Source organism: Pseudodesulfovibrio alkaliphilus, assembly GCF_009729555.1.
GTDB lineage: Bacteria > Desulfobacterota > Desulfovibrionia > Desulfovibrionales > Desulfovibrionaceae > Pseudodesulfovibrio > Pseudodesulfovibrio alkaliphilus.
The window spans coordinates 142000-160187 of sequence record NZ_WODC01000005.1; the positions used below are offsets into that span (position 1 = coordinate 142000).

Below are 18188 nucleotides of genomic sequence, written 5' to 3' on the forward strand. Positions count from 1 at the left end.
GCTTCGGCCCTCAAGGAGAGTCTCATGGGCAGGAATCCGGCCAACACGCATGTGCGCTTCTGGCGCGACCCGGACCTGCCCGGGGTCGAGGTCCGCGCATCCCGCTACAATGAGGACGCCTTTCGCCCTCATGTCCACGACGCATGGTCCATCGGCCTGATCGATGCCGGGCGGACCACGTTTCTCCTGGGCGAGACGAGCCATGCGGCGGCCAGGGGACAGATGGTGGTCATCGGACCGGGCGCGGTGCATGCCTGCAACCCGGACCCCGGCGCGGTCATGGCCTACCGCATGTTTTACGTGGACCCCGGACTGGTGGACGAGGCGGCCGCCGAGGTCCTTGGCCGCGTGGATTCCGAGGCACGCCCCAGGTTTGCCTCGCCGGTCATCGACGATGCCGACCTCTTCCAGCTCTGGCGCAGGCTGCATGTCGCGGTGGCGGTCAATGCCGGGGCGCTGGAAAAACAGTCTCTGCTCATGCAGGGGCTGGCTGATCTGCTGACACGCCACGGTCGCCTGGGCGGCCCCTGCCCCTGCGTCCGGGTGCCGGAGGCCGTGGAGCTGGTGCACGGGCATCTGGCCGCGCATCTCGACGAGCGGGTCGGCCTTGACGATCTCTCGATTCTTGCCGGAGTCAGCCGGTATCACCTGCTGCGCCTCTTCAGCCGCGAGACAGGGCTGCCGCCCCACGCCTATCAGAACCAGTTGCGCGTGGCCCGGGCCAGGACGCTGCTGGCCAGGGGAGAGCCCATCAGCCAGGTGGCGGCCGAGGTCGGCTTTGCGGACCAGAGCCATTTCAGCCGGGTCTTCCGGCAATTTACCGGGGCCACGCCGCGCCAGTACCAGTCCGGCTCCCAGGACTGACCAGCCGCCGCAATTTCCTTCCATACAGCCGACGCGCAACGGGCTACACCGACCCTTCAATCAAGGAGGGATCATGAGACTGTGGCAAAAGGCGATGATCGGGCTGGCCAGGAGCGAGCGGGTCGCGGCGTGGGTGCAAGGCGCTGCGTGCATGGGCAGGTTCTCGCGCATGTTCGTCGGCGGTGGTGACGCAGATGCTGCCGTGGGGCGCGCCATGGAATTGAAGGCAGGCGGCATGACCGCCTCACTCTTCTATCTCGGGGAATACGTGCGCGACCCGGAGCTGATCCGGCGTAACGCGGCCGAGTTGGAGGCCATGGCTCCGAAGTTGGCGGACGCGGGACTCGATCTGCACCTGTCCGTGGACCCGACCCAGGTGGGGGCCATGCTCTCCTGGGAGGTCTGCCGCGAGAACGTGACCGCCCTGGCGCAGTCCGTGGCCGGGCTTGGCGGTGCAGGCCGGTCCGTGGTCATGCTCGACATGGAGGATTCGTCCGTTACCGAACGCACCTTCGGTCTGTATCACGAACTGCGGGCCAAGGGATTACCAGTGGCCGTGACTATTCAGTCGTCCCTGCACCGGAGCCGCGAGGACCTGGACCGGCTGGTGGAGGACGGGGCCATGGTCCGGCTGGTCAAGGGCGCTTTCGCCGAGGGGCCGGAAGTGGCCGCCACCGGCCGCGCTGCCCGCGATAAGAGTTATCGGGACGGGCTGGAGCAGCTCTTTTCGGCCCGGGCGCGGGAGCGCGGGGTCTATCCCGTACTGGGCACCCATGATCACCGGATGGTGGCGCACGGTGCTACCCTGGCAGCCCGGCACGACTGGCGTCCGGACCAGTGGGAGGTGGAGATGTTGCTGGGGGTGCGGCCCGTCTATCAACGCCAACTCGTGGACCAGGGGGTCGCCGTGCGGCTCTATCTGCCCTTTGGCGAAAGCTGGTTTCCCTATGCCATCCGCCGGGTGGGCGAGCGTCCGGCCAATGCCTGGTTCGTCCTGCGCTCCATGCTCGACGGACTGGCCGGATAAAAAAGGAGAAAGGCCCTGTGGCGGTGATCAGGGCCTTTCCGGGGAAGACCCGGCGGGGATTGCCGGGCTCATGCGCAAGCTTCATCACACTCCTCTGCCGGGAGCAATAGGGGAAGCTCCCGTTCTGCGGGGACTTGGCAGGAAAATGTCCCGAAGAGGCAGGGGGCTGATTTCCGTGAGCACAGAGCCTGCGGACCACGAAGGAAAAAAACGGGCAACCTCTGTTGCTTTTCGTTCAATTTTTTTGTACGTAAAGCGCATGTTGACAGAGTTGTTCACCTCCAAGACGCGGATCAAGCTGCTGCTCAAGCTCTTTCTGAACCCGGAAGTTTCCTGCTATCTCAGGGAGCTGTCTTCCGAGTTCAGCGTCTCGCCCAATGCCATCAAGGGCGAACTCGACAGCCTGAGCGAGGCCGGATACCTGACGCGCAAGCAGAACGGGCGCAGCGTGTTTTTTCAGGCCAACAAGAAACACCCCTTTTTCCCGGAGATCAGCTCTATTGTCCGCAAGTCTCTCGGCATAGACAAGCTGGTGGACGAGGTGGTGGCGAGTCTTGGCAAGGTGGATGCGGTGTATATTCTCGACGATTATGCCCAGGGCAGGGATTCCGGGCTCATTGACGCCCTGGTTGTCGGCAACGTGGACAAGGGTCGGCTCGACGAGCTTCGCTCCATCGTCGAGTCCAAGGTGGGCCGCAAGGTTCGCGTCATGGACATCGCACCTGCCGAGTTCGCGAAGAGCCGGGACATATTTCTCTCCCGTCCCAACTGGAAGGTCTATTGATATGGCTGGTCTGAAAGTGGCTGTCGTCGGTTCCGGCTACTGGGGAAAGAACCTTGTCCGTAACTTCCACGAGTTGGGAGCGCTCGACCGCATCTGCGACTCAAGCCCGGACACCCTGGACTCGTTTCGCGAGATGTATCCGGAGGTGCACACCAGTGTGAGCTACGCCGAGGTGCTGAACAGCGATGTGGACGGGGTGCGGTTGGAAGAAAGCTTTTTCTGCCCGGTTTTCGGGCGGGGTGCCCGTTGCGGGCGATATCCTGCTGTCGTTGTGGTGGCGTACGGGTTTTTCGAACGCAATAACAGACTTCGTGATGGCATTTTTCAAGTGGTGGACGATTTAGGGATATCGTTGCGGCTCGGAAATACAACTGATTGATGTGATGGCCAAGAAAACGTATTGCATGCGTGGGGCAGGACATCTTCGCGGCAGCGGGATTGATTGGATGTACCGTTGATAACATGGCGTAATAGTTTGTGAGTTCAGCAAATGAGTAATGTTGAGTCGTTATTTGATCTGGGCGGAAAGGTTGCAGTAGTAACTGGCATTATGGGGCGCTTGGGCAGTGTTTGGGCCGAAGCGCTTCTGGAGGCCGGAGCGTATGTGTTGGGACTTGACCAAAAGGTGGATGTTGTTTCTGATCCTGTGCAGGCGCTGCAATCTCAATATCCCGGTAAGTTGCATTGTTTCAGGGCGGATGTGTGTTCCAGGAGCGACTTGGAAGAAGCGTTGACGCATTGCAGAGAACAGGTTGGGCCCCCGGATATTTTGGTAAACAACGCGGGCATAGACCAGCCACCTGGAGCGCTGGGGGTATCCCATGTCATGGACAGTGTTCCTTTCGAAATTAGTGAAAAGGTATTTGGCGTGAATACGCTGGGTGCGTTTCAGTGTGCTCAGGTGTTTGGGAAAAGCATGATTGAGAGTGGTGGGGGGAAAATCATCAATATTGGTTCCATGTATGGAACTGTTTCTCCTGATTCCAGGATGTATGACCATATCGATATGTCTCCTCCATTTTTAAAGCCTCCAGCATATGGAGCTTCCAAAGCTGCTTTGGTCAATATTTCAAATTATCTTGCGACGCACTGGGCACCATATGGGATTCAAGTCAACACCTTGTCGCCTGGTGGTGTTTTTGGCGGGCAAGACAGTACATTCAAGAAAAAATTTGCAGAGCGCGTTCCCATGGGCAGAATGGCATATCCACATGAGCTTAAAGGGCCGCTTCTCTTTCTTGCCTCCGAAGCATCATCATATGTGACTGGCGTCGAGCTTGTTGTTGATGGCGGATTTACATGTTGGTAGGGATGAAGCAATATGACTAATTATTTTCCGATCTTGGCAGGAAACTGGATTGATGGGTTTGACGTTCCATCTGGCGACGGGACTGTTTTTGACAACCTGTCACCCCATGATGGCACGGTCTTGTGCCGTTGTGCCCGGTCAAATAAAAATGATGTGGATCAAGCCGTGCAGGCTGCGCGAGCCGCATGGCCGCACTGGAGCCGCACCAGTCCGGTCCGCCGGGGACAAAAGCTCTACGACCTTGCCTTGGGTATGAAGGCTCGACGGGAGGTTATCGCAGATATTGTGGCGGCTGAGACCGGCAAGGCGCCGCGAGATGCCTTGGGTGAGACCGATGGGGCCATTGCCCTCGGGTTGTTTTACGCTGGCGAGGGACAGCGGATGTATGGGCGAACCACGACAAGCGGTGTTGACAATAAGACCGCGATGACGGTGCGGGAACCCATAGGAGTCGCTGGTCTTATTGTCTCTGCCAATACACCCATCGCCAATGTGGCTTGGAAGATTTTTCCAGCTATGATTTGTGGAAATACGGTCATATTGAAGGCTCCTGAGGATTCTCCGGCAACCGCTTGGATTGTCGGGAAAATTGCGAAAGAGCTTGGGTTTCCCGATGGTGTTCTCAATATAATTCAGGGCTACGGCACAGAGGCTGGGGTTCCTTTGGTGGAAAACCATGACGTGGACGTATTAAGCTTTACTGGCTCAACCGTCGTGGGGAAGCAGGTCGCCGCAACCATGGCCCGTAGGCTCGGGCGGGTTTCGTTGGAGCTCGGGGGTAAGAACGCCCTTGTTGTTTGTGATGACGCCGATATGGACAACGCCATCAAATGGGCAATCCTTTCAGCTTTTTCCAACGCAGGCCAGCGATGTGCAGCTGCGTCGCGCATCATTGTCTTCGATTCCGTGTACGATGCGTTTCGCGACAGGTTTGTTGCGGCCGCAAAGAGACTGTCTGTTGGGCCGACCAATGACGATGACTTGGGTCCGGTCATCAACAAACGGCAACTCGACAATATGGCGACCGCAGTGAAGAGAGCCGTTGAGAGAGGGGCCATCATTTTGGCCGGTGGCCGACCCCTGGACGGCCAGGGATATGCGAAGGGCAGCTACATGGCTCCGACGATACTTGAGGGCGTGGCCCCTGACGACGAGTTGTCCACAACCGAGGTTTTCGGGCCCATTACAGCTTTGTACAAGGCTCGGGATCTTGAAGAGGCGATCGCTCTCGTGAATGAGTCACCCTACGGGCTGACCGCATCCATTCATACGCAAAGCGTCCACCGCTCTTCAGAATTCACCCGGCGTGCACGGACTGGCGTGGTGACGATCAACGCAGGGACCTATGGCAGCGAACCGCATATGCCCTTCGGCGGTCTGAAACTTTCTGGAAACGGAACGCGTGAACCGGGAACCGAGGCTCTGGATATATATTCGACTTTGAAATCTGTTTATACGGCAACTCTTCCGGAATTAATATAACATTAAAAGGAATGAGCGCATGAGTAGAGAATTGTTTCTTGGTGGAACACTGGTAAACGACGAAAGCGACTGCTATGTCATCGCCGAAATCGGTAACAACCATCAGGGCGATGTTGAAATCGCCAAGCAGATGGTTCTCGAAGCCAAGAATTGTGGCGCGAGTGCAGTTAAATTCCAAAAACGAGACAACAAAAGCTTCCTGACACGTCAAGCTTTTGATGCTCCATACGCCAATGAGAACAGTTACGGTGCCACATATGGTGAGCACAGGGAGTTTCTGGAGCTCGATACCCCGGAGTTGGCCGAAGTCCAAACCTACTGCAACGAGATCGGCATCACGATGTTTTCCACCGCTTTTGACCTGAATAGCGTGGATGTGCTGGAGGAGCTTGATATTCCATTTTACAAGGTAGCCTCCGGCGATCTTCGGAACACCGTTCTTCTCGAAAAGATAGCCAAGACCGGCAAGCCTGTTCTCGTGTCCACCGGTGGTGGGACCATGGCAGACGTGAGCCGCGCCTATGAAACTATAGCCGCCCATCATGACCAGATCGCCCTGCTTCAGTGCACGGCGGCTTACCCCGTGCTCAATTACTCAGAAATGAACTTGGCGGTCATCACGACCTACCGGGAGCATTTTCCCAACACGGTCATAGGATTGTCTGACCATGAAAACGGTACCGCCATGTGCTTGGCAGCCTACATGCTCGGCGCGCGCATCGTGGAAAAACACTTCACCCTCAACCGAGCTTGGAAGGGGACGGACCACTCCTTCTCCCTGACGCCGCGCGGTCTTGCCCAAGTTGTGAAGTACCTGCACAGGATCAAGCTGGCGCTGGGCGATGGCGTGAAGATACCGACTCGTTCCGAGGAATCTCCCATCTACAAGATGTCCAAGTCCATTGTTGCCGCCCGGGACTTGGCTGCCGGGGAGGCTCTCACCCAGGCCGACATCGCTTTCAAGTGCCCGGGAAACGGGCTACCTCCGTACGAGGCCGCCGGACTCATCGGGAAAATCCTGACTGCGGATTTGGCCGAAGACCAGTTGATTTCCCGCGAGGTTCTGAAGTCCCCAGAGGAAACGGAATGAAGCCTATATACATTCCCAAGAGGGACTTTGATCGAGTGCGGCATATTGACCGCCAGCGTGCGTGGCGGGCTCGACTGTTTGCCGACATGTGCCGCATAAACACTCTTTATATGATCCAGACTGCTGGGAGCGGGCACATCGGATCCAGCTTCAGCAGCCTTGACATGGCGACGTGGATATATCTGCATGAGTTGAGCTTGGGCGATGGGATTGAGCATGCGTATTTCTCGTCAAAGGGACATGATTGTCCGGGCCTTTACTCGGTGCTTATGGCCTGCGGTCTCCTTTCTTTCGATCTGATTCATGGTTTGCGTCGTCTTGATCATCTCCCGGGGCACCCCGATGTGGGGACTCCTGGCATTGTCGCGAACACCGGCTCGTTGGGCATGGGCATTTCCAAGGCAAAAGGGATGGTGCATGCTGACCGCCTGCAAGGACAGAACGGACGGCGGGTTTTCGTCATGCTCGGCGACGGTGAGCTGCAGGAAGGTCAGATATGGGAATCGCTCGCATCCGCCGTGTATTCCGGGATGTGGGAAATAACCGCTATTGTGGATCGCAATCGTATCCAGTCCGACACCTGGGTTGACCTGACTTCGCCGCAAGGCAGCATTGAGGATCGTTTTCGTGCATGCGGCTGGCGCGTGGAGTCCGTGGATGGCCATGATTTCACCGCCCTTGAGTCCGTGTTCGCCGCCGTGGCCGAAGAGCGCGAAGTGCCCCAGGTCATCATTGCGGAGACCCGCAAGGGGAACGGGGTCGAGAAGTTCGTGCACACGGTGGCTCCTTCGGAAGACATACCCTATGCCTATCATAGTGGCGCACTGTCCCAGGTGGATTACGACCATGCCCTCCGAGAACTGCGCGAACGGGTGGTGTCCCTGTTTGCCGAAGCCGGAGCAGAGGCCCCGCAGTTTCTCACCGGACCGGGAAAGGAGCCGGTTGTGTCGGCCGTAAACATCCAGCGCCTCCTCCCTGCCTACGAGAAGTCCTTGGTCGAACTCGGCGATGAAATTGAAGAGGTGGTAGTCCTGGACGCTGATTTGAAATACGATTGTGGACTAGGAGCATTTGCCAACAGGTTCCCCGAGAGGTTTTTCGAGTGCGGAATCGCAGAGCAGGACATGGTGTCGAGGGCAGGCGCCATGGCGCTCAAAGGACTTCTGCCAGTGGTGCATTCCTTCGCTTGCTTCCTGACGACCAGGGCAAACGAGAATATTTATAATAACGCCACAGAGAGGAGCCGAATCATTTATACAGGCTGGCTTGCCGGTCTCATCCCTGCTGCTCCGGGGCATTCCCATCAAGGTGTACGTGATATCGCCGCGCTTACCGGGATTCCGGGGCTGGACCTTGTGGCCCCTTCCTGCGTGGCAGAGATACCCATGGCCTTGAATTATGCCGCCAAGGTGACATCCGGCAGTACCTATCTGCGTATGACTTCCATGCCGACTTCCGTGCCTTACGCCCTGCCCGAATCGTATGTTTTTACACGTGGTCGGGGGTGTGAGCTCGTTTCCGGATCAGATGTTGTCCTGACTGCCTACGGCCCGATCATGCTTGCACAGGCGTTCAAGGCTGCGGAGTTGCTGGCCAAAGACGGCATATTGGCCAAAGTCATGAATATGCCGTGGCTCAACGTCATTGATGAAGGATGGCTCAAGAAGCAGACCGAAGGCGCAACATGCGTTGTGACTATCGACGACCACTATGTTGATGGTGGCCAGGGTTGCCGTATCGCCGCAAGTCTGATCCGGTCGGGCCTGAGCTTTGAAAGAGGCGTTCATCTCTTGGGCGTGAACGAGATTCCTGCTTGTGGCCAGCCACAGGAAGTTCTTGAGCATCACCGCCTGGATGGTGCATCCATTGCCAGCGTGGTGAAAAAGGTCGTCAAGGGGGCTTGATGTGAGTGACTCAATACCCCGCGTATTGGCTGTGATCCCTGCTCGTGGCGGGTCCAAGCGCCTTCCACGCAAGAATATCCGCATGCTGGCCGGGCATCCCATGCTGGCCTACACCATCCAGGCCGCCCAGCAAGCCACCACGGTTACCGATTTCCTCGTGAGCACCGAAGACAAGGAAATTCAAAGAGTCGCAAAGGAATACGGTGCACCAACCCCCTTCCTCCGACCCGCCGAAATTGCCGGAGATGCAGTACGTAATATCGATGTCATGCTTCACGCCCTGGATTTCATGGAAAAGGAAAGGGGATGGCAATACGACATCATCCTTCTAATGCAGCCCACGTCTCCAGTGCGTGACCCGAACCACCTGGACGAGGCCGTCCGATTGCTCGCCACATCGGAGCTAGATACGATTGCTTCGGTTAAAGGGCCGTTCAAGAAGCGCGACCCCATTCTCAAGGCGATCCGGGACGGCGAGCTAGTAACCTATTGCAGCGAGGCCGGAGAGCGCGAACCTTTTTATGTGTACAACGCCGCATTGTACGGGATGAAGCGCGACTATTTCGTATCCGCCCGCAAGCATGTGTCCGAACGCCAGATTCCGCTGGTCATGGATCAGCTCCATTCCGTGGACGTAGATACGGCCGAGGACTTCATGGTGGCCGAGGCCTATATCAACCATTTGAAAAAGAACGATTTTACGGTGAAATAAATGATAGAGACCCGTGCGATCAACGGTGTGGTGCCTGTGGTGCTGACTCCGTTTACCGAAGACGAAAGCATTGATGTCCCCGCCCTTGAGCGGGTTGTGGAATTCGTGGTTTCCAAGCCCATAGGTGGCATGTGGGTGCTTGGCACAGGCAGTGAGGACATGAATCTCACTTTTGATAAGCGCCTGGAAGTGGCTCGGGTCGTCAGCCGGGTCAATGCAGGACGCAAGCCGTTAATTCTCGGCGCAGGCTTCTACGCATTGGAAGAGTCCCTAAGTTTTATGGAGCAGACTGCGGACATGGAAGTGGATGGCTATCACGTTATGCCGTATCACCCGCTACTCAGTCAGGACCGACTCAAGTGGTTATATGAGACGCTGGCCGATGCGGCGTCCAAACCGCTCTGGATGTACACCAGCGGTAACTGGAGTGCACAGCTCAACATTAATCTGCTTGTCGAACTCAAAAAACACCCCAACATCGCAGGTATTAAATACAGCAACGTCAATGCCGTACTTGCGGGCAAGGTGTGTGCCATGGCCGAGCCGGAATTCCAGGTTGTCACCGCTGTGGCCAGCCAGCATCTCGCATCCTTGGTCATGGGCTCCAAGGCACACACCTCAAGCCTCGGCAGCGCTCTGCCAGAGCCGATGATCCAGATTTACGACCTGTTTCAAGCTGGCGATATGAGCGGGGCGCTGAAGGCTCAGCGCAAGCTTAACAAATTCCTGTCTATCTTTGCCTCCTGCACCAAGAAGGACAACTTCATCCAGGCTGCGGACGAGAAGTATGTCATGTCCCTGCGTGGCCTGTGCGAACCTCGGGTGAGCTCCTACTACCGAGAGAGCACGGGAGAAGAACGGGAAGCAATTCGTGCGGGATTGCGAGAACTTGGGCTGGTTGAGGGTGAGGTTTGGGAGTGGACAGAGGTGTGATGAAATTGGCAGGATGGACCTGCTGCTGACGTGGAGAGGCTCTCTAACCACTGGCTTATGCTATGATTATTAATCACAAATACAAATTCATTTTCTTTCGAACCCGCAAGACTGCGAGCACGAGTGCCGCCATAGCGCTCTCGCGTTTTTGCGGCAAGGATGATGTCATCACTCCGCTTCCTGATGTCGACGAGGACATCCGTCGGAAGGCGGGCGGTCGTGGCCCACAGAATTATTCGATTCACCCCGGGCGGTACGGCCGTCTGGACTGGCTTGTCGCGGTCAGAACCATGCGCCTCAAGAAGTTTCCCAGACATGCGACAGCCAGTTTCGTGAAGCGATATGTGTCCGAGGAAATATGGAATACATATTTCAAGTTTTGCTTCGAGAGGAATCCGTATGATAAGGCCATAAGTCGCTACTATTGGACTGCCCCGGAGCCGAGGCCGACCATCAGCAGTTTCCTGGACGATCTTGAGACGCATTTTTTAACGAATTGGGACATCTACACGATCAATGATCATATCGCTCTCGATTTTGTTGGCCGCTACGAGAATTTGATTGAGGATATGGAGACCGTGCGAAAATGTCTCGGCTTGCCTGAAGAGATTCTGATGCCCAGGGCCAAAGGAATGCACCGGGGAAACAGGGATCACTACAGTGCCGTCCTTGACCCATCGGCCCGAAAGCGTGTTGAGGTCGTTTGCGCCAAGGAGATCGCAGCATTTGGATATGAGTGGGAAGAAAAGTAGGTTGCTATGAGAGAGCGGCCGATTGCCCATAATCGTCAGGGCTGAGAAGAGACAGGATGAAAAGGCTTACCTCACTCGACTCTTGCAGATTTTACTTCAAGGAGTTTCCACGGCACATGTGGTGTACAGTGGGCCTTCTGCTGCTTGCCGGTGTCGTGGAGTCTGTGGGAGCGATCAGTGTCGTCCCCCTGCTCACGTCGCTGATTGGAGGAGAAACAACCAGCCCACTTCTTCTCAAGATCAACAGTACCTTTTTATCGGTCGGTGTTGAGCCGTCCTTGGCCAATATTCTCGTTGTCGTCAGCCTCGCGATGGTAGGCCGGGCTGGTCTTTTTTTATTCATTAACCGGCAGGTTGGCTATGTCGAGGCAGAAATCGCGACACGTTTGAGGACGCGGTTACTTGACGGTGTCTTGAGTGCGGACTGGTCGTATTTCACCAAGCAGCCGATAGGCACTTTAACGTATTGTCTTTCCACCGAATGCTACCAGGCCGGCAAGGCCTTGCGTATCTTGGCGCAGGCTCTTTCGTACTTGGTCCAGGTTCTGGCCTACCTTGCTGTGGCTGCCTTCTTGTCTTGGAAAGTCCTTGTTGCTGGGCTAGCATGTGGCTCTCTGTTGCTGCTTTGTTTTCAGTTTCTCATCAGAATGATTCGACGGGCTGGCCTGAAGCAGGCCAGTGCGCTTAACAAAATGAGCGCAATTTTTACTGATTCGCTGACAGGTGTAAAGCCTCTCAAGGTAATGAACCTGGAGAAAAATCTTATTGGCCATATAATGACTCAGTCGGAGCGCTTTCGACGCGCAGCCAGGAAAAGCGCAGTGGGCATGGGAGTTCTTGCTTCGATTCAGGAACCTTTCACCACTATCATGCTCGCTGGCGGTTTGTATGTCGGGCATATCGTGTTAAGCATGGAGACTGCGATACTGCTTGCCATGGCATTCTTTTTTCACAGGATTCTCACGCGTGTCGCAAGTTTTCAGCAAGCATTCCAGGGCTTTGGCGCTCTGGAAGGGGTGCTGACTTCCCTCATCAACAAGCTCAACAACATCCTCGAGCATAAAGAATTTTTTATGGGGGAGGAAAAGGCCTTTTTCGACAAGTCGATCGAGTTGAGGAATGTGTCTTTGAGCTACGGAAGTAAACAAGTTCTCCGAGATTATAGCATCTCAATACGCATGAACAGCGTGACGGCTCTGTGCGGCCCTTCCGGCTCGGGGAAGACAAGTACTGTGGATATCATGGTGGGGCTGGTTTCTCCGACGGCAGGAGGGGTTTACATTGACGGCGTTAATATGGAAGCGTTGGATATTTCCTCATGGCGAGAGCAGATCGGTTACGTGCCGCAAGAGGTCTTTTTGTTTAATGACTCGATTCGTTTGAATATCTCCTTGGGGCGCGAGTGTTCCGACGAGGACATCTGGGCTGCCCTTGAAGCGGCCGGAGCCCGCAGCTTCGTGGAGCTTCTGCCTAGCGGCCTCGATTTTCTCGTCGGCGAACATGGGCGCTCGCTGTCTGGCGGACAAAAGCAGCGGTTGATGATAGCTCGCGCCCTGGTAGCCAGACCCAGGTTGCTTATCTTGGATGAATCGACAACCGGGTTGGATGTGAAAACGGAAAAAGAAATATGGGCCAGCGTTTCAGCCATGAAAAACAATATGGCGATCTTGGCGGTATCCCATCAAGAGGCGGTGATTGACGTGGCTGACGTGGTTGTTCGAATAGGTGGGCGGGAAGGGTGATGCAGTGAGTATATTGTGCTGCATCCATGAAACGCAGCAGATTGCCATGGCGAGGGCTTTGAAGCGGGCTTTCGGGGTCCCGGTAGTCTGCTTGGTCTCCTGGCAGTACATTGAAGACAATTTGGGCATCTCCGAGGAAGATAAGCGGGAGATAGGGCCGTTTTATTCGACGCCTCAACATTATTTTGAGAACAAGCTTCGCGTTGATGCCCTGTCCTGGGAAGATCTGGACCGGGAGCAAGAGGCGGCAGAGAATAGGCTCGGAATCAGGGACAATGCAATGCTGGTTTCGTATGATCGGGATTTTTCCCATATCCATGATTATCGAAAGGCGCGCACCTTCCAACTCCTGCATCTGTGGCTTGTGGAAACCATTCTTGAGGAAAACGACATTAGCTTCATCCTTGCGGGGCGGGAGACCTACCAGTGGCAGGTCTTGGCCGATGCGGCACTATATAGGCAGATTCCATCCATGAGTCTGACTACGGCCCGACATGTCGGCAACCGAATTTACGGCCGAGATTCCCGTGCAAGACAACTCGGGATGCCGGAAGCCTTTGCAGATCTGATGCAAGGGGAATCCAAGATGTCTCATGATGATGCTGAAGAGGCGGACAGAATGTATGACACATTTATAGATCGTCCGAAAAGGCCTCATTATGCAGTCAAGAATACGCGATCTTTTAGACGAAGCATCAGAGATATACTCTTCAATGGCTACAAATCGCTTTATCGTTCGTACATTTTGTGGAATGAAAACGAGTACGACAGGGAGTCAGGCAGGCTGGACTCTGTGGTTGAGTCTGTCATGGCATGGCCAGCTAAAGCCGTCCGGATGTCTACGATCAGATATAGTGATTATCTCCTCCGCTCCCCTGATCTGTCGCAGAGATATGTTTATCTGCCGCTCCACCGCCAGCCCGAAGTAACGGACATGTACTACGGCAGGGATTATTCGCACCACGAAGGATTTATTGCTGATCTTTCCAAGCGATTGCCGTCATCCATCCGCTTGTTTGTGAAGGACCACACTTCAATGGTTGGAAGGCGGCCATTAAGTTTTTACAAGAAATTGAAGAATTTGTACAATGTGGACGTCGTTAATCCCTACGTCAGTACATTTGATCTCATTGCCAACGCAAAGGCAACGATTACCGTCACTGGGACGGCCGGGTGGGAGGCCTACCTAATGAACAAGCCAAGCGTTGCCCTTGGGAATTGCTTCTACAACTTCCTACCTGGTGTGCTGAAGGCAGATCTGCGTGACGATGATTTTATCGTTAAGCTTAATGAGTATATCATGGGTTTCGTACCCGATGGCGACGAACGGCGGGCAGCATTTAGAGCTCATTATGCTTGTTCGTATGATATTGGAGTCAATTACAGGGACATGAATGCGCGTGTTTCTCGAGCCGAAAGATATGCGGAGATAGTCAAGGAGATCGCGGACCGATGGGGTGACTGGCTGGTGGAAAATGAGCCTCAAAGCAGGGCTGGGCGAGGTGGCGGATGACCGCTTTGGGAAACAGGGTAACCAGCGAGAGGTGGCCGGACTTCATCATTGCGGGAGCGGCCAAATCCGGTACGACGTCGTTGTTTCATTACCTCAAGGAACATCCAGGTGTCTTCATGTCGGATGAGAAGGAGCCGAGCTTTTTTTCAACGAGCGAACTAAGTGGCTATCACGACCGAGGGCAATATCTCGAAATGTTTCGTGATGCGCAGCCTGATCAGATGGCAGGGGAAGCCTCGGTGGTATACCTCATGGACCCGGACAGTGCTCGGCGGATTCATGATATGTTGGGTGATTCCGTCAAGTTGATCATGGTGCTGCGCAACCCTGTTAATGTCATGTACTCCCATTGGGGGCATCGTTACCGGGACGGAATCGAGCATCGAGAGGCGGAAGTCGCTCTGCTCGAATCATTCAACGAAATGGAATGGAATCCGCAACGTTGGCATTTCCAGCATGCCTTGAGGGCTCAATTTTACGAGCAATTGAAGCGGTATTTCGACTTGTTCGACCCAGAACGTATGAGGGTTTACATTTTTGAGGAATTTTTTAGCGACGGGTTGCCTTTGTTTTCTGATTTGTGTCGGTTTCTGGACATTGATGATGCGTACAAGCCGAAAGCTGTCGCATACAACAGAAACTACTTGGTGCGCAGCCATTTTGTGCAGAGGTTTGTAAATGTTTATTATAGGAAGTATTTCCTGAACTGGGCAAAATTCATCTTTACGGAATCGGTGCGCAACAAATGCAAGAACGCACTAGAGACATGGAACAGTAGCGGCAGTGATAAGAGGCCCATTCCCGCGATAGCGGGCGACCTCAGGTCGCGACTCGAAGATCGTTTGTCTCCGGGCGTCCGAAAACTGGAAAACTTGCTTGGCAGAGATTTGTCCGGCGTGTGGTTTTAGGGGTAAGATATGTCCTTTCGAAATAAGGCATTACTGGTTGCTAACGATCTAAGAATTGTGTGGTCAATTCTAAAAAATGACGGCACCCTAAAGGCTGGTCAAAAGTGCAAGGTGACCATTGAGGTGTCTTCCGTCTGCAATCTGAAATGCCCGTTATGTCCAACCGGCACCGGAAAAACCAAGCGGCAGAACCGTTTTATGCCGGGCAGGATATTTGATCGGATCGTCGAAGTGACGAGGCCTGTGACGGACGGATATATACTGAGCATGTGGGGCGAGCCTGCATTGCATCCCGAATTGGACAAGCTGATAGAGAAAATTTATCCTCACCCTGTTTGGATTGCCGCCAACCTGAACTACAAGCAATCTATTGCCGAAACCATGGCACGCTGGGACAATCTGCATGTAATTTGCGCTGTGGACACGCTGGTCCCGTCAGAATACGAAGCGTATCGGGTTGGCGGCGACTACAAAGTAATGCTGCGCAATCTTGATATTCTCGCGGCTGGGAAATGCCATACATATCCGCAGTTTCTCGTGGAAGCGGGGAAGAATTCTGATATGTATGACATCTTTGCCAGGGAGCACAACATCCCCACAGAAAATGTGATTATCAAAATCAAACGCGAGAACTTCACCCTCAACCCTTCTGGCGCGTCCGCTGCGGGAACGTGCCATGCCCCCTATTCTGGGATTTATTTCAACAGCGACGGAGAGATGGTGCCGTGTTGTAATGACGTGGGGAATGATTTGGTTATGGCCCATATCGACCATATTGATCTGGATGCCATTGTGGGACGGAGTGATTTGGCTCGGGTGCGAAGACTTCTCGCCAAGGACAAAAATAATTTTCCCAGTTGCGGACAGTGTAAGGGTGAGACTTTTTGGAATACGAGGCTGCCTGTGTATAAGGACTACTTGGCAAAGGTTCTTTTTCATTCCGGGAAAAAAAGCCCGCAAAAGATGCCCTTCCGGGAACCGGCTGGGCAGAAGACGACGGGCGAATAATTGGCATGAGGCGAGCCGTTTTGGTCATATCCTCTCTCGGCATGGGGGGCGCGGAATCAGTAATGGCGTGGCTGGCCGCAGGATTGGACTCCCGTGAGGTGGCCGTTACGATTCTCACTTTTGACCACGGTGATGACGTGCCGTACTACCCGCTACCGGCAGGAGTGGTTGTTCGCCACTTGAAGCTGAGCGGTCCATCCTTGTCAGCAGTTGGAGGGCTGTTGAACAATGTCAGGCGCTGTAGAGTGTTGCGTTCTGCAATACTGACTGAGTCTCCTGACGTGGTGGTCAGCTTCATGGAACAGACCAATGTGCTGACACTGTTGGCCGTTGGTGGTCGATGCCCGGTGGTTGTCTCGGAGCGGGTCCATCCAATGTATCCTGTGGGCAGGCCATGGGCGTGGTTGCGTCGCTGCATCTATGGCCGGGCTGCCGCTTTGGTGGTGCAGACCGCGAGCATTGGGCGGGAGTATGGTTGGCTAAAAACGGCCCAGGTGAAGGTTATCCCTAATGCGGCGATCCCCTCGGGCTGCAAGGAGCCCACGGTAAGGTTTTCCGGCCCAGCGGTTGTGGGCATGGGGCGTCTGCATGAACAGAAGGGGTTCGACATCCTGCTCCGGGCCTTTGCCAAAGTAGCCATGGAATTCCCCCAATGGAAGTTGGTGATTTTCGGAGATGGGCCAAAAAAGAGTGAGTTGCAGGAGCTTACGACGAGCCTGGGTTTGGCGCACCGGGTGGTGTTTGCCGGGCAAACGCCCACCCCACATGCCGACTTGGCTCAAGGGGACATTTTTGCCTTTCCCTCGCGGTTCGAGGGATTTCCCAATGCCCTTTGCGAGGCTATGACCATCGGCATGGCCTGTGTTGCCGCCGACTGCCCCGGCGGTCCGGCTGATCTGATAGACGATGGGCGCAACGGCCTTCTGGTCCCGCCGGGAGATGTTAAGGCATTGACCGAGACCTTGGGGCGGCTCATGGCGGACCAGCCCTTGCGAATCCGTCTTGGGCTGCAGGCTGGCGAGGTGGTTGAGCGGTTTTCCGTGGAGCGGGTAATGGATCAGTGGGAAGCATGCCTAATTGAAGCCGTGGCGACCAATCCCGGGAAGAGATTGAAACAATGTGCGGAATAGTTGGCATATGCTCCCGGATACAATCGCCGGATGAATCGACCCTGCGCACCATGACTGACGCCCTGGCCCATCGAGGGCCTGACCAAAATCATAATATTCTAGAATACCTGAGTTTTATGGTGTTGGGCTTTGGAGGCAGATATGAGAAACGTGCTTTAAGAAGTGGTTGGTGTCTCAATTCCTTGAAAAGTGAGTGCATATGAACAGAGAGATACGAGAGGTTCCTCTGGAGGAGCGGTTCGATTTCGGCTCTAACTGGTCGAAATTTTTGTCGAAAATATCCGAAGAGCAGATTGTTGAAGCAACAGGATCGCTTCTCGCGAGGTTCCCCGAGGGACTTTCTGGCAGTAATTTTTTGGATATTGGGTGCGGCAGCGGGCTTTTTTCCTTGGCGGCAAAAAAACTAGGGGCCTCGGTTGTTTCTTTTGACTTTGATCCCAAATCGGTCGGATGCGCCCGTCAATTAAAACAGCGTTTTTATCCCGAAGATGACTCTTGGCAAATCTGTCAGGCATCAGTGTTGGACGCTACAGCCATGGACGGTTTGGGGAAATTTGATGTCGTTTATTGCTGGGGAGTTCTCCACCATACTGGTGACATGTGGAGCGCAATGGAAAATGCAGTGGCAAGGGTGGCTAGCGGCGGGAAACTGTTTCTCGCAATTTATAACGATCAGGGCGGTTATTCAGAGTTGTGGAGAGTTGTAAAAAAAACATATGTGAAATCGCCTAAGTGGATTCAGTTTGTCCTCAGCGCGTTGACTGTGGCATTTTATGAAGGACGTTCCTTGGTCATCCAAGTTTTGCGTCTGCGGAATCCGATCAAATACCTGATTAATCGGAGGCAACAACGAGGCATGTCCATATGGACTGATGCCAAGGACTGGGTAGGTGGCTATCCATTCGAGGTCGCGAAACCTGAACAGGTTTTTGAATTTTGTAAATCCCGTGGGTTCGTTTTGCATTGGTTGAAGACCAGTGGCGGTGGCATTGCATGCAATGAGTTTTTTTTTACGAAGGGAAATAGCTAG

Annotated in this window: 18 protein-coding genes; all 18 read left to right on the plus strand. The window is 54.6% G+C overall.

Annotation, left to right across the window (positions count from 1 at the left end; translation table 11 throughout):
* The first annotated feature begins 24 nt into the window (after nt 1-24).
* Complete coding sequence (locus GKC30_RS09175) at nt 25-864, plus strand: AraC family transcriptional regulator (protein ID WP_155934327.1); 840 nt, start codon at nt 25-27, stop codon at nt 862-864.
* A 73-nt stretch (nt 865-937) separates the two neighbouring features.
* A complete protein-coding gene (locus tag GKC30_RS09180) occupies nt 938-1891 on the plus strand; it encodes a proline dehydrogenase family protein (protein ID WP_155934329.1) in 954 nt (317 codons plus the stop codon).
* 259 nt (nt 1892-2150) lie between these two features.
* The gene (locus GKC30_RS09185) at nt 2151-2675 is read left to right on the plus strand and encodes a winged helix-turn-helix domain-containing protein (RefSeq protein WP_155934331.1); all 525 of its coding nucleotides are present in this window, start codon (nt 2151-2153) and stop codon (nt 2673-2675) included.
* Nucleotide 2676: 1 nt separating this feature from the next.
* Nucleotides 2677-3054, plus strand: a complete 378-nt coding sequence (locus GKC30_RS09190; protein ID WP_155934333.1) for a Gfo/Idh/MocA family oxidoreductase — start codon at nt 2677-2679, stop codon at nt 3052-3054.
* Nucleotides 3055-3165: 111 nt separating this feature from the next.
* Nucleotides 3166-3984 carry an SDR family oxidoreductase gene (locus tag GKC30_RS09195; protein WP_155934335.1) on the plus strand — a complete coding sequence of 273 codons (819 nt, stop codon included), beginning with the start codon at nt 3166-3168 and terminating at the stop codon, nt 3982-3984.
* Nucleotides 3985-3996: 12 nt separating this feature from the next.
* Nucleotides 3997-5466 (plus strand): aldehyde dehydrogenase family protein, encoded by a 1470-nt coding sequence (locus GKC30_RS09200; RefSeq protein WP_155934337.1) that lies wholly within the window; start codon nt 3997-3999, stop codon nt 5464-5466.
* A 19-nt stretch (nt 5467-5485) separates the two neighbouring features.
* The gene (locus tag GKC30_RS09205; protein WP_155934339.1) at nt 5486-6556 is read left to right on the plus strand and encodes an N-acetylneuraminate synthase family protein; all 1071 of its coding nucleotides are present in this window, start codon (nt 5486-5488) and stop codon (nt 6554-6556) included.
* A complete protein-coding gene (locus GKC30_RS09210; protein ID WP_155934341.1) occupies nt 6553-8460 on the plus strand; it encodes a thiamine pyrophosphate-binding protein in 1908 nt (635 codons plus the stop codon). Before GKC30_RS09205 ends, GKC30_RS09210 begins: the two co-directional genes overlap by 4 nt.
* A 1-nt stretch (nt 8461) precedes the next feature.
* Nucleotides 8462-9172 carry an acylneuraminate cytidylyltransferase family protein gene (locus GKC30_RS09215; RefSeq protein WP_155934343.1) on the plus strand — a complete coding sequence of 237 codons (711 nt, stop codon included), beginning with the start codon at nt 8462-8464 and terminating at the stop codon, nt 9170-9172.
* Entirely contained in the window at nt 9173-10105 is a 933-nt protein-coding gene (locus GKC30_RS09220; RefSeq protein WP_155934345.1) for a dihydrodipicolinate synthase family protein, read from the plus strand.
* A gap of 62 nt (nt 10106-10167) precedes the next feature.
* Entirely contained in the window at nt 10168-10857 is a 690-nt protein-coding gene (locus tag GKC30_RS09225) for a sulfotransferase family 2 domain-containing protein (RefSeq protein ID WP_155934347.1), read from the plus strand.
* Nucleotides 10858-10973: 116 nt separating this feature from the next.
* Nucleotides 10974-12599: an ABC transporter ATP-binding protein gene (locus tag GKC30_RS09230; RefSeq protein WP_196772846.1), complete on the plus strand. Its 1626-nt coding sequence runs from the start codon at nt 10974-10976 to the stop codon at nt 12597-12599.
* 4 nt (nt 12600-12603) lie between these two features.
* Nucleotides 12604-14112, plus strand: coding sequence for a capsular polysaccharide export protein, LipB/KpsS family (locus GKC30_RS09235; protein ID WP_155934351.1), 1509 nt, complete (start codon nt 12604-12606; stop codon nt 14110-14112).
* A complete protein-coding gene (locus GKC30_RS09240; RefSeq protein ID WP_155934353.1) occupies nt 14109-15020 on the plus strand; it encodes a sulfotransferase domain-containing protein in 912 nt (303 codons plus the stop codon). Before GKC30_RS09235 ends, GKC30_RS09240 begins: the two co-directional genes overlap by 4 nt.
* A 9-nt stretch (nt 15021-15029) precedes the next feature.
* A complete protein-coding gene (locus GKC30_RS09245) occupies nt 15030-16028 on the plus strand; it encodes an SPASM domain-containing protein (RefSeq protein WP_155934355.1) in 999 nt (332 codons plus the stop codon).
* A 41-nt stretch (nt 16029-16069) separates the two neighbouring features.
* On the plus strand, nt 16070-17158 hold the full coding sequence (locus tag GKC30_RS09250; RefSeq protein ID WP_269203829.1) for a glycosyltransferase family 4 protein: 1089 nt from the start codon (nt 16070-16072) through the stop codon (nt 17156-17158).
* On the plus strand, nt 17146-17361 hold the full coding sequence (locus tag GKC30_RS15280; RefSeq protein ID WP_496196974.1) for a hypothetical protein: 216 nt from the start codon (nt 17146-17148) through the stop codon (nt 17359-17361). The genes GKC30_RS09250 and GKC30_RS15280 overlap by 13 nt, the downstream gene beginning before the upstream one ends.
* Nucleotides 17358-18188 carry a class I SAM-dependent methyltransferase gene (locus GKC30_RS09255; RefSeq protein ID WP_155934359.1) on the plus strand — a complete coding sequence of 277 codons (831 nt, stop codon included), beginning with the start codon at nt 17358-17360 and terminating at the stop codon, nt 18186-18188. Before GKC30_RS15280 ends, GKC30_RS09255 begins: the two co-directional genes overlap by 4 nt.

What these genes read in the sequence shown, in the direction of transcription:
- GKC30_RS09210 (WP_155934341.1), top strand. Translation starts at nt 6,553, where the DNA reads ATGAAGCCTATATACATTCCCAAGAGGGACTTTGATCGAGTGCGGCAT.
- GKC30_RS09195 (WP_155934335.1), top strand. Translation starts at nt 3,166, where the DNA reads ATGAGTAATGTTGAGTCGTTATTTGATCTGGGCGGAAAGGTTGCAGTA.
- GKC30_RS09175 (WP_155934327.1), top strand. Translation starts at nt 25, where the DNA reads ATGGGCAGGAATCCGGCCAACACGCATGTGCGCTTCTGGCGCGACCCG.
- GKC30_RS09240 (WP_155934353.1), top strand. Translation starts at nt 14,109, where the DNA reads ATGACCGCTTTGGGAAACAGGGTAACCAGCGAGAGGTGGCCGGACTTC.
- GKC30_RS09220 (WP_155934345.1), top strand. Translation starts at nt 9,173, where the DNA reads ATGATAGAGACCCGTGCGATCAACGGTGTGGTGCCTGTGGTGCTGACT.
- GKC30_RS09245 (WP_155934355.1), top strand. Translation starts at nt 15,030, where the DNA reads ATGTCCTTTCGAAATAAGGCATTACTGGTTGCTAACGATCTAAGAATT.
- GKC30_RS09225 (WP_155934347.1), top strand. Translation starts at nt 10,168, where the DNA reads ATGATTATTAATCACAAATACAAATTCATTTTCTTTCGAACCCGCAAG.
- GKC30_RS09230 (WP_196772846.1), top strand. Translation starts at nt 10,974, where the DNA reads ATGTGGTGTACAGTGGGCCTTCTGCTGCTTGCCGGTGTCGTGGAGTCT.
- GKC30_RS09200 (WP_155934337.1), top strand. Translation starts at nt 3,997, where the DNA reads ATGACTAATTATTTTCCGATCTTGGCAGGAAACTGGATTGATGGGTTT.
- GKC30_RS15280 (WP_496196974.1), top strand. Translation starts at nt 17,146, where the DNA reads ATGTGCGGAATAGTTGGCATATGCTCCCGGATACAATCGCCGGATGAA.
- GKC30_RS09190 (WP_155934333.1), top strand. Translation starts at nt 2,677, where the DNA reads ATGGCTGGTCTGAAAGTGGCTGTCGTCGGTTCCGGCTACTGGGGAAAG.
- GKC30_RS09250 (WP_269203829.1), top strand. Translation starts at nt 16,070, where the DNA reads ATGGGGGGCGCGGAATCAGTAATGGCGTGGCTGGCCGCAGGATTGGAC.
- GKC30_RS09255 (WP_155934359.1), top strand. Translation starts at nt 17,358, where the DNA reads ATGAACAGAGAGATACGAGAGGTTCCTCTGGAGGAGCGGTTCGATTTC.
- GKC30_RS09185 (WP_155934331.1), top strand. Translation starts at nt 2,151, where the DNA reads ATGTTGACAGAGTTGTTCACCTCCAAGACGCGGATCAAGCTGCTGCTC.
- GKC30_RS09205 (WP_155934339.1), top strand. Translation starts at nt 5,486, where the DNA reads ATGAGTAGAGAATTGTTTCTTGGTGGAACACTGGTAAACGACGAAAGC.
- GKC30_RS09180 (WP_155934329.1), top strand. Translation starts at nt 938, where the DNA reads ATGAGACTGTGGCAAAAGGCGATGATCGGGCTGGCCAGGAGCGAGCGG.